This is a genomic window from Agrobacterium sp. ICMP 6402 (assembly GCF_009498615.1).
Classification (GTDB): domain Bacteria; phylum Pseudomonadota; class Alphaproteobacteria; order Rhizobiales; family Rhizobiaceae; genus Agrobacterium; species Agrobacterium burrii.
Genome location: NZ_QSNV01000010.1, coordinates 197,309 through 206,753 on the forward strand (window position 1 = coordinate 197,309; position 9,445 = coordinate 206,753).

Sequence of the window (9,445 nt, forward strand, 5' to 3'; positions counted from 1 at the left end):
TGAAAGAACCGTATTGATCCATTCAGGTCAATCATCTCTTTCATGGCGGCCACGAATGGGCGATGATTGCCGGGATGAAGCGGGTAACCTAAAATTCACCCGTCATATTTAAACTTGTCTGTCGATAGCGGCTCTGGCGACGATGGAAACCATATGTTGCCGGCCTTTTTTGTGGTTCATTCGAGTTGGATTGGCTAATGTACAGGCTTCAAAAGGCGGGACATAAGCAGGCACGTCCGCTTGATGAAAAAACGGCGCCCGCCGCCAGACCCCACGGTTCCCTGCTGGACGATCTGGTGGATGAGGACGAGGTTTTCGAACGCACGGTGCTGAAAGAGCATCTGGAGCCGAAACCGGCAGTCGCCGCCGAGCCGACCCCGGCCGAGAAGCCGGTGAAACCATCCTCGCCGACCGGTAGTCTGGCGACCGCACTGCCGGGCCTGAAGCATATCGACAGGATCGGTGTGGACGATGTCATCATCTGGCTGCGGAACGGCATTGTCTGGATCGTGCTGGCGATCATTCTCTGCGTCGCCGCCGCGCTTACCTATGCTTCCATGACGCCGCCGCGTTACACCGCCTATACGGATATCGTCGTTAATCCCTCCAATCTCAACGTCGTCAATGACGGCGTGTTTTCGCCGAGCCAGCAGCGCGACACCCAGATCCTCGAAGTGGAAAGCAAGCTGCGCACCATCACCTCGCGCAACGTGCTGGCACGGGTGGTGGATGAGCTGAAGCTCGATCAGGACGGCGAATTCATCAATCCGCCGCCGCTTGCCCGGCTGAAGGCGATGTTTTCGTCCAAGCCGGAAGATGGCGACAACCGGGTCGGCGCGCTCCGTTCCCTCGGCGACCGGGTAGCGGCGGAACGCGATCCGCGTTCCTTCGTGGTGACGCTGTCGGTCTGGACCAACGACGCGGAAAAATCCGTGGCGGTTTCCAAGGCCATCGTCAAAGCCTTTGAAAGCGAGTTGTTCCAGACGACCTCCGACAGCAGCCAGCGCGTTGTCGACGATCTCAAAAAGCGGCTTGAGGAAATGCGCGAGAACGTGACCGTTGCCGAAAAACGGGTGGCGGATTTCCGTCGTGAAAACGGGTTGCAGGAAAATAACGGCCAGCTGGTCAGCAATCTCGCCTCCGGCGAACTGAATGCGCAGGTTCTTGCGGCACAGCAGCGCCTCATTCAGGAAGAATCACGCCTGAAGCAGATGGAAGCGGCGATTGCCCAGAACCGCACGCAGAGCGACGCCATCTTCGATAGCCAGACCATGAACACCATCCGTGCGCAATATAGCACCCTGCAGCAGCAGATCGGCGCGATGACGCTGACCTATGGTGCGCGGCATCCGCGCCTGGCAACCGCAGGGGCGGAGCGCGCCATGCTGGAACGCGGCATGGCGGATGAAGCGCGGCGCATCCTGCAGGCGGCCAAGACCAATGTCGCCGAGGCCCGCTCCTCGCTTGATGCCCTCAGATTGAAGGCGGTAGCGGAACGCGCCAACGTCTTCACCGACAACGAGGCGCAGGTGCGGCTCAGGGATCTGGAGCGCGACGCCAATTCGGCCGCCGCAATCTACGAGACCTATCTCACCCGCTCGCGCCAGCTTGCCGAACAGCAGTCGATCGATTCCACCAATGTGCGGGTGATTTCGCAGCCCGTTGCGCCGAATTCCAGAAGCTGGCCGCCGGGCAAGCTGACCTTCCTGATTGCCGGTGGCGCAGGCGGTCTTTTCCTTGGTCTCGGCATTGCCTTGGCGCTCGGGCTCTGGGGTTATCTGCGCCGCAACGACCACGATGAAATTGCTGCGCGCTACGCCTGACGAGGCTGACCCGCGGCGCTTATTCTTCCGACGTCAGACCGTCATAAACTTCGAGCAGGGCAGCGGCGATGGCGGCACCCAGCGCATTGCCCGCATCCCGAATGCCGGCCTCGTCGCTGTCGCGCACCGAAACGGCGAGATCGGACGCTTCGTTGGCGACGATTTCCTTTGCCCGTTCTATTGCCCAGAGGCCGAAATCGCCGCGGTTGTCGATCGAGATAGTTTCCATGGCCTTGACCTTTTCTGTGGTGTGGGTTCGCGGTTCCTTAACCCATCGGTGGGCAAACCGGAATAGGCGGAAAGAGCGGTCTCAACCTGCGGGCGTGTAAATTGTCGGCTTCAAGCGGCGGGTTTATAAAAATATTAATGATAGTTCTTCGTAGTGTTTGAAGCCTTATACTCTAAGCATATGTGTGACTATAACAATGAAACGATGCCTATCTTGGACACCGGACAGATTATGACAGGGAGCGAAATGCCGGATGCGAAAGGGCCGAACAAGACCTGGCCCGTCATTCCGCTTGCGGCTTTACCCATCGCTGACGTGACGATTGAAGAAACGGCTGAGGATTTCATCCTGCGGTCGGTGCGCGTGCGCGCTGCCAGCGCAAGGCCGTTCTATTCGACCTCGGCGAACGGTCAGGTCATCGCGCTCTGCCATCACGACAGGGAATTTGACGCCATGCTGCGGCAGGCGGACCAGATTCACGCCGACGGCATGTCCCTGGTAATCTTTTCCCGCAAGTTCTGCCCGAGTGCGCTGCGTGAACGCGTCGCAACGACGGATCTCGTTCATGCGGTTGCCCGCCGGGCCGAAGAGACGGGCGCGCGGTTTTATTTCCTCGGTGGCTCCGAAGAGGTCAACCGCGCCGCAGTCGAGGAAATGCAGAGGCTTTATCCACGTCTGGTTTTTTCCGGGCGACGCAACGGTTATTTCAGCCGGGAGGAAGAAGAGGCGATCCTTGCAGATGTCGTCGCATCGCGGACCGATATTCTCTGGGTCGGTTTCGGCATTCCGCTGGAGCAACGCTTCGTTTCGCGCAATCTGGACAGGCTTTCCGGCATTGCCGTGGTCAAGACCTGCGGTGGCCTGTTCGATTTTCTCGCCGGCAAGAACAGCCGCGCGCCGCAATGGATGCAGGATATGGGGCTGGAATGGCTCTACAGGGCGATGCTTGAGCCGAGACGCCTCGGCAAACGTTACCTACTGACCAATCCGATCGCTATATATTCACTTCTGAAACACAGCTACCGGGCTTCGGGACGCTGACAAGGCGGAGAGGAAAACGGCAGTTTCGCCGTCCTCGGTTTTGCCATTCTCAGTTTTGACTGTTCAGCGGTTTTTTTGAAAGCCGTGTTCGCCAATCTATATGAGATGACCCTAACGTATTGAAACAATGCGTCTCGCCGCTGAAATTCGTTGCAACTGGGCGCAACGGCGTTACACTGGGGAAATATTATAAATTTATTCGAATCAGAGATATTTGAGGGCAGCAATGGTCATTACGTCCATTTCTCTTTTTGTTTATGGGATTGGCACCGTTACCTCTCTCGCCATGACCTATATTGAAGGCGCCCGCCGCGACCGGGATTGGGATTTTTATCGGGTGACCGGTATCGTTCTTTGTTTCTTCTGGCCGGTTCTGGTTCCGCTTCTCATCCTTGCAGCCGTCTTTTCCTCCCTCGGTTTCCAGAAGCGCATGAATACGATTTCGCTGGGCAGGGAAAAAACGCTGGGCTGACACTGACGCCCGTAATCAGGGGTATCAGGCCTTTTTCACCGGCGCCTTATAGGGCGTGAGCGTGATGCCGAGGCTCGCCATCACGCGGCCGATGGACATTAGCGGCGGATGGGTGGCGGGCAGCAGCGCTCCGGTTTTCAGGAAAGCGGCAACAGCGCGGATAAGCGACAGGCCCAGGCTGACGATATTTTTGGCGGCAAGCAGCAGTCCGCCCTTGAGGCCGGGACGGCGAGCGCGGTCGATGCTGTAATTGATGATACCGGTTCTGAGCGAGCGCTCCATGATCCAGCGCGGCGCCATGCGGTTTTCCGGCACATATTCGATGATGAGGGCTTGAGCGCTCCAGGCGAATTTGAAACCGGCCTTGCGGCAGCGAGTGAAGAAATCCATATCGCCGCCGCCGAGGAAATTGAACCGCACGTCGAATTCCGGTTTCGGCAAGCTTTCGAAAACTTTCCGCGAAATCAGGCAGTTACCCGATCCGTGGATCTGCTCGACGGGGCCGGTCGGCGCTTCGATGGAGCCGAACAGCGGATGCGACAGAACCGCCTTTGGCGCGGGCGCGTCGAATTCACGGTTGACCGGTCCGCCGACGATATCGACGCTGAAGGACTTGGCCGCCGACACCATCTCGGCGAGCCAGACGGGGGAGGCGGCCTCGTCGTCATCGATCATCAGGAACCACTGAGCGGAAGGGTAGCTCTGCCGGGCGGTGCGGAAGGCGGTATTGATGGCGTAACAATTGCCCTGCGTCGGCTCCACCAGAGCCTGCCCGGCCATGCCGCTTTCGCCAAAAAATGCGCGTGCGACGGCAAGGCCCTGCTGGCCTGCGCCATCATTGTCGACCACGACGACTGCGAAGGGAAAATCGACCTTCTGGGCTGTGAGCGACAAAAGCGTCTTTCGCAGGCCTTCGGGCCGGCGGAAACTGGGAATGCACACCACCGCTTCCGGCATGATCTCGGGCATGGAAACTCCTAAATACCGGCAAGCGCTGCGGCGGAAAAAACGATGGCCCGGAGGCTCTGGCGTGGGCGATTGAGAAACGTATCGGCAAGCGCCGAGAAAGCCTCACGGTAGCGGCGGGCGCGAAAAGCCTGCGCCACGGTATAGGCATTCATGTGGTTTTCGGATTTGTGGCGAAGCCGCCGCAGTTCCTGCGGGGAAATGGCGGCGACGATGGCGGGGTCGGAAAACACTGCCTTGATGGCCGGCTCGCAGTCCCGGAAGGTCAAAAGCCGGTTCATCATCACGCTCGTCCGGTGCACCCGGTAATCGAGCACATGGCAGCCGGGCAGATAGACAAATCGGCCGGCGGCGGCGAGCCTGCACCAGCCATACCAGTCTTCCGCATAACGCAACGTCTCGTCGAAACCGCCGAAATCCTGAAAGATCCGGGTCCTGACCAGCATGATGCCGCCATTGACGATGAAGTTTCCGCCCAGCAGCTGCTGGAGGATGAAACCGTCAGGCTTTTCACGGCGGCGGATGAGATTGCGCCGGCCGATCTTGACGCCGTTTTCGTCGATGCGCTCGTAGTCGCCATAGACGGCAACGACGTCAGGGCCGGAGATACCGGCGCAAAGGGCGGCGATGGCGCCCGGCTTCAGACGGTCATCGGCATCGAGGAACATCGTCCATTCGCCGCGCGCCTGCGACAGGCCGAAATTGCGCACGGCGGAAACGCCCTGCCTTCCCTGCGGCCGGGCGAGCAGTTTGACACGTGGATCGGAAAAACCTTCCACCTTTTGCGCGGTGGTATCGGTGGAGCCGTCATCGACCACCAGCACCTCGCGGATGGTCTCGCCCTGAAGCAGGACGCTTTCGATCGCTTCCACGATGTAACGCTCGCCGTTGCGAACGGGAATGACAATCGAAACGGAAACCAAGGTTTTCAACTCCATAAGGGTGGGCCAAGAATTCGCACAGCGAAGTTACTACCGGATTAAGCGGGCCTCGCCAATTATGACGTGGTATAGCGTCGGTTAACCTTGCAAATCTTTAATATCCTTTTGGCATGATCGAGATGTTATGTTTTGAGAATTAGAGCGCGGTTGCGTCCTGTCGGACGTTGATGTGTGGGTTGCGGAGGCGGGTGAATGCGGATCGGGCGGCGGAATTTTCTGGGCGGTGCGGCAAGTGCCGGCCTGTTGCATGCCATGGCCGGCCCGGCCCTTGCCGCGCAGAAGAAGACGCCTGTTAAAACCGCCCCTTATGGTGCGGCGGTTTACCTGCCGGATCTTAATGCCGATAGCCGCATTGGCGAGGCTGTTGTCAAATATTGCTCGCGCATCACCCCGGTTACCGAAATGAAATGGGAGGTCATGCGGCCTTCCGCTGACGTGTTCGATTTCGCCGCCGCGGATGCAATCGCCAACTTTGCGCGTCAGCACAAGCTTTCCATGCACGGCCATCCGCTGATCTGGTATGCCTCCAACGCGCCCTGGCTTGCGAGTGTCGGTGGCAGCGGCAAGGTCGAGAAGCTGATGGAGACCCACATCGTCAAGGTGATGGAGCGTTACAAGGACGTGATCCACAGCTGGGACGTGGTCAACGAGCCTATCCCCGATGTGCCGGGCAATGTGCGCGCGCGGCGTGATGCCTGGTATTATGGCGCAGGGTCGGACGCCATCAAGAAGGCCTTCGATATTGCCCATGCGGTCGATCCTAAGGCGCAGCTTGTTCTCAACGAATATGATGTGGAATTCGCCGTCGAAAAATCACCGGCCAAACGCGCGGCCTTCCGCAACCTCATTCTCGAACTGCTTGAGAAGGGCGCGCCGATCAACGCCATCGGCCTGCAGGGGCATCTGCGTGGCGGCTGGCCGATCGCCAAGGATGAGCTTGCCGCCTTTGCCACGGAAATGCGCAGCTACGGCCTTGCCGTTCTGGTGACGGAGCTGGATGTGATGGACCAGACGCTGCCTGGCCCGGAGGCCGAGCGCGATATGCTGATCAACGGCCAGGTCCGCGATTTTCTTGAAGCGGCCTCGGCGGGTGGCGGGCTTTCCTCGATCACCACATGGGGTATTTCGGACCAATATAGCTGGATCCGCTGGGCCTATCCGCGCCGGGACGGTACGGCCAACCGGCCGCTGCCGCTGGACTGGAGCTTCAACGAAAAACCGATGATGGCCGTCATCAATGAATTCCGGAACCGTGGTGCATGAGCATGAGTGCTGAAACGTCGCTTCCTCCCGTACGGAAAGCGCTGCAGATCAATCTGCATCCCTTCGATGCGCCGCATGCGGCTCTTACCCTGCCGCATCAGCTGCGGGTGTGGGGCGGTCAGGTGGACCGCATTCTTCTGACTGTTGATACCGGGCAGGTCGGGGCAGGCCGTTACAAGGGCAATGGCTTTGATGCGGCCAGCAAACGCCTTTTTGACATGCTGGAGGAAATGCAGACCAATTATCCGCATCTGCATGTGGATGTGGTTGATTACAGCGATGCGGCGCGCAACCTGGTGGCAAAGACCTTCTTTTCGCGCTCGCCGATCCCCTATCCGGCCAAGGCCTTCGATGGGGGGCCGTTTCATGTGTATTTCTATGGTCTGAAACGCGCCAATGCCCGTTATGTGCTGCATATGGACAGCGACATGATGTTTGGCGGCGGCAGCCAGAACTGGTTCGAAGAGGCTGTCGCCCTGCAGAAGGCCAACCCCGATGCCCTTTGCATCACGCCGTTTTCCGGACCGCCGACGGTGCGCGGCGATCTCGATATTTCCCGCCATGTCGGCATGCCGGGGGTGAGGAATATTCCAGAGCCGCGCAAGCTGCCATCGCGCATTCCCACATGGCGTTTCGCCACTGTCTCTACGCGGCTTTTCATGATCGACATGGACCGCTTCGCCAAGCGGATCGGCTCGCTGGAACTGCTGCGGCCCGATGCCAAGCGGCGTATCCGCTCCTATGCCTATAATCAGCAGCCGGTGTCGATGCCCGCCGAAGAGGTGCTGAGCACCAACATGATGCGCGTGGGCGTGCACCGGCTGGATTTTCTCGGCACGGGAAAGGGCATGTATTCGTTGCATCCGCCCTATCGCTCGCCGGAATTTTACGCGGCGCTGGGGTCGATCGTCGAGCGTATCGAAAAGGGCGACGTTCCCGAAGGGCAGCTGGGCGACTTCGATATCAACGGCTCGATGGTGGACTGGACCAGCGCGCTGGCGGCCAAGACGCGCTCCAAACGTTATGCGAAGGCTCTGCGCCACCTGATTTCGGCGAATGTCCAGCGTTTCACCAAAGCGTAAAACGCTGCGGCCTGCCTTCTGCGTCAATGGCGAAGGGGCGGCTCAATAGTCGGTTATCAGCTTGCTCCAGCTTTCCGAGCACAGCCCGCCAATATAGATGTCGCCGGCAATCGCCCGGTCGCGCAGCGCTTCATCCCGGGTTGCCATGCAGAAATATCCGTCATGGCGAAAGCTCATATGGTTCTGGCGGTATAGCGCGTTTATGAGAAAGGGCTGCGACATGCCGGTGACGTGGGCGTAATTCTCGTCGTCGAAATGGTGGAACAGGGCGTTGAGCACATCATTTTCACGACCGGCATCGCAGACGAGGTTGAGCACATAGGCGGTTCGTCCCGGCTGGCCAAAAAACAGGGCGGCGCCCATGACATGGCCTTCGGCGGTCTCGATCGTCAGGCTTTTCAGCTCACCGAGGCTCTCATTGGCCCTGCTCATCTCTATCAGCCAGTGGAACTCCTCGTGAGACCATTCCGGACGAATGGAAAACCGCTCGATCATCGTCAGCGCCTTGCGGCGGAATGTCTCGAAATCCACGGTTCTTACCCTGGCGCCGGCGACCCGATGCGGCCTCAGGCCTTTTTTCCACGATCGCAGGATGCCGTCGATAAATCCAAGCGCCGACAGGGCAAGGGTGGTCTTGGCCAGTTTCGAGCGTCGCGGCATACGCAGCGCAATCGTGCAGAAGGGCTTGAGAGCCTTGTGCCATTGCAGGCTTTCGATCGGCATCATGGTGCCGCCGGTCGTGACCCAGTGATCGGCGCTGACGGGGGAGGCCGTGTCCGAAAACAGCATGTCATGTTTCGTTGCGCGCATGCTGCGAGACAGGCGGGCAGCCCCAAGCGAGCCGAGTTTCCCATCCGATGCGAAAGCGCATAATAATCTGGCGGTAATGGCTTTTCCATTCGCGATGAACCGCATGGGGACCGCGAGGATGACGCTTGTGACCCTGTTCTCCCCCGCATCGTAGACGACACTGCCGTATTCCGGATCAAAGGCGGGGCTGCTGAAAAACAATGTCTCGACATAGGAGCGGAAATCGAAGTTTCTCTCACGCCCGGTCTTCTTGAAAGCGCTGTTGAGCACTGCCTCGACCGCCTCGACATCGTCCTTGCGCATGGGGCGAATGCCGGCCGTTCCGGGCTTTGCCGGGTACCGTGTCGATTGACCGCTATCGCCATCGTCCATGTTGGTGTGTCTCGGAACGTCCACCTTATGTCTCCAGCCTTATGCGCAATTATGAAATCAACTCAAGGGTACATCTTGAGTTGTTAATATACGCTAAAGAGAGCCTTGGACCATACCCTTAATACTCCGAAATGGCTCGTATGTTGCGCAGATGGAAGCAATTTATTGGAGGGTATATTTCGTTATGATATTAATAAAATCAAATATTTGATATGAATTCACAAAATTTTTTTCCAGCGAAAATCCCATCACTTCCCAAACTAACCTCCAGAATTAGGCTCCATTTCTCTGTCAGCGGGTCAATCTTTTCATCACAGAAGAAAAAGACGGAATTACTATTCTTCCGTGCATTATGCATAACTAAAAAATAGGATTTTTGGTGCGCCGGTACAAACCGGCAAAGAGTAGGTGGTGAAAGTCCACTGCAATGAAGGAGTAGCGATCCA

The 9,445-nt window shown here is 58.3% G+C and carries 10 protein-coding genes; 5 read left to right on the top strand and 5 right to left on the bottom strand.

Going from position 1 to position 9,445, the window contains the following annotated elements; all coding sequences use genetic code 11:
- Positions 1–197 precede the first annotated feature (197 nt).
- A complete protein-coding gene (uppM, locus tag DXT96_RS22455; protein ID WP_194287708.1) occupies positions 198–1,823 on the top strand; it encodes a polysaccharide biosynthesis protein UppM in 1,626 nt (541 codons plus the stop codon).
- 19 nt (positions 1,824–1,842) lie between these two features.
- Here uppM and DXT96_RS22460 read toward each other — a convergent pair whose 3' ends face one another.
- Positions 1,843–2,052 (bottom strand): hypothetical protein, encoded by a 210-nt coding sequence (locus DXT96_RS22460; RefSeq protein WP_153516529.1) that lies wholly within the window; start codon positions 2,050–2,052, stop codon positions 1,843–1,845.
- A gap of 246 nt (positions 2,053–2,298) precedes the next feature.
- Here DXT96_RS22460 and uppL point away from each other — a divergent pair, with 246 nt between their 5' ends.
- Both uppL and DXT96_RS22470 read left to right on the top strand, forming a co-directional pair.
- A complete protein-coding gene (gene uppL / locus DXT96_RS22465) occupies positions 2,299–3,093 on the top strand; it encodes a polysaccharide biosynthesis UDP-hexose transferase UppL (protein ID WP_153516553.1) in 795 nt (264 codons plus the stop codon).
- 226 nt (positions 3,094–3,319) lie between these two features.
- The gene (locus DXT96_RS22470; protein ID WP_149899931.1) at positions 3,320–3,565 is read left to right on the top strand and encodes a hypothetical protein; all 246 of its coding nucleotides are present in this window, start codon (positions 3,320–3,322) and stop codon (positions 3,563–3,565) included.
- Positions 3,566–3,589: 24 nt separating this feature from the next.
- Here the strand turns inward: DXT96_RS22470 and uppJ are convergent, their stop codons facing one another.
- Positions 3,590–4,534, bottom strand: coding sequence for a polysaccharide biosynthesis UDP-hexose transferase UppJ (gene uppJ / locus DXT96_RS22475; protein ID WP_153516530.1), 945 nt, complete (start codon positions 4,532–4,534; stop codon positions 3,590–3,592).
- An 8-nt stretch (positions 4,535–4,542) separates the two neighbouring features.
- Entirely contained in the window at positions 4,543–5,454 is a 912-nt protein-coding gene (gene uppH, locus DXT96_RS22480) for a polysaccharide biosynthesis endo-1,4-beta-xylanase UppH (RefSeq protein ID WP_246670629.1), read from the bottom strand.
- Between the two features lie 210 nt (positions 5,455–5,664).
- Here uppH and uppI point away from each other — a divergent pair, with 210 nt between their 5' ends.
- On the top strand, positions 5,665–6,735 hold the full coding sequence (gene uppI, locus DXT96_RS22485) for a polysaccharide biosynthesis UDP-hexose transferase UppI (protein WP_153516532.1): 1,071 nt from the start codon (positions 5,665–5,667) through the stop codon (positions 6,733–6,735).
- A gap of 2 nt (positions 6,736–6,737) precedes the next feature.
- Entirely contained in the window at positions 6,738–7,817 is a 1,080-nt protein-coding gene (gene uppG, locus DXT96_RS22490; RefSeq protein ID WP_174373643.1) for a polysaccharide biosynthesis glycosyltransferase UppG, read from the top strand.
- 42 nt (positions 7,818–7,859) lie between these two features.
- Here the strand turns inward: uppG and DXT96_RS22495 are convergent, their stop codons facing one another.
- The gene (locus DXT96_RS22495) at positions 7,860–8,930 is read right to left on the bottom strand and encodes a GNAT family N-acetyltransferase (RefSeq protein WP_194287711.1); all 1,071 of its coding nucleotides are present in this window, start codon (positions 8,928–8,930) and stop codon (positions 7,860–7,862) included.
- 268 nt (positions 8,931–9,198) lie between these two features.
- Positions 9,199–9,445 (bottom strand): hypothetical protein (locus tag DXT96_RS27085; RefSeq protein ID WP_210251601.1); only part of this gene is annotated, 247 nt, incomplete at its 5' end.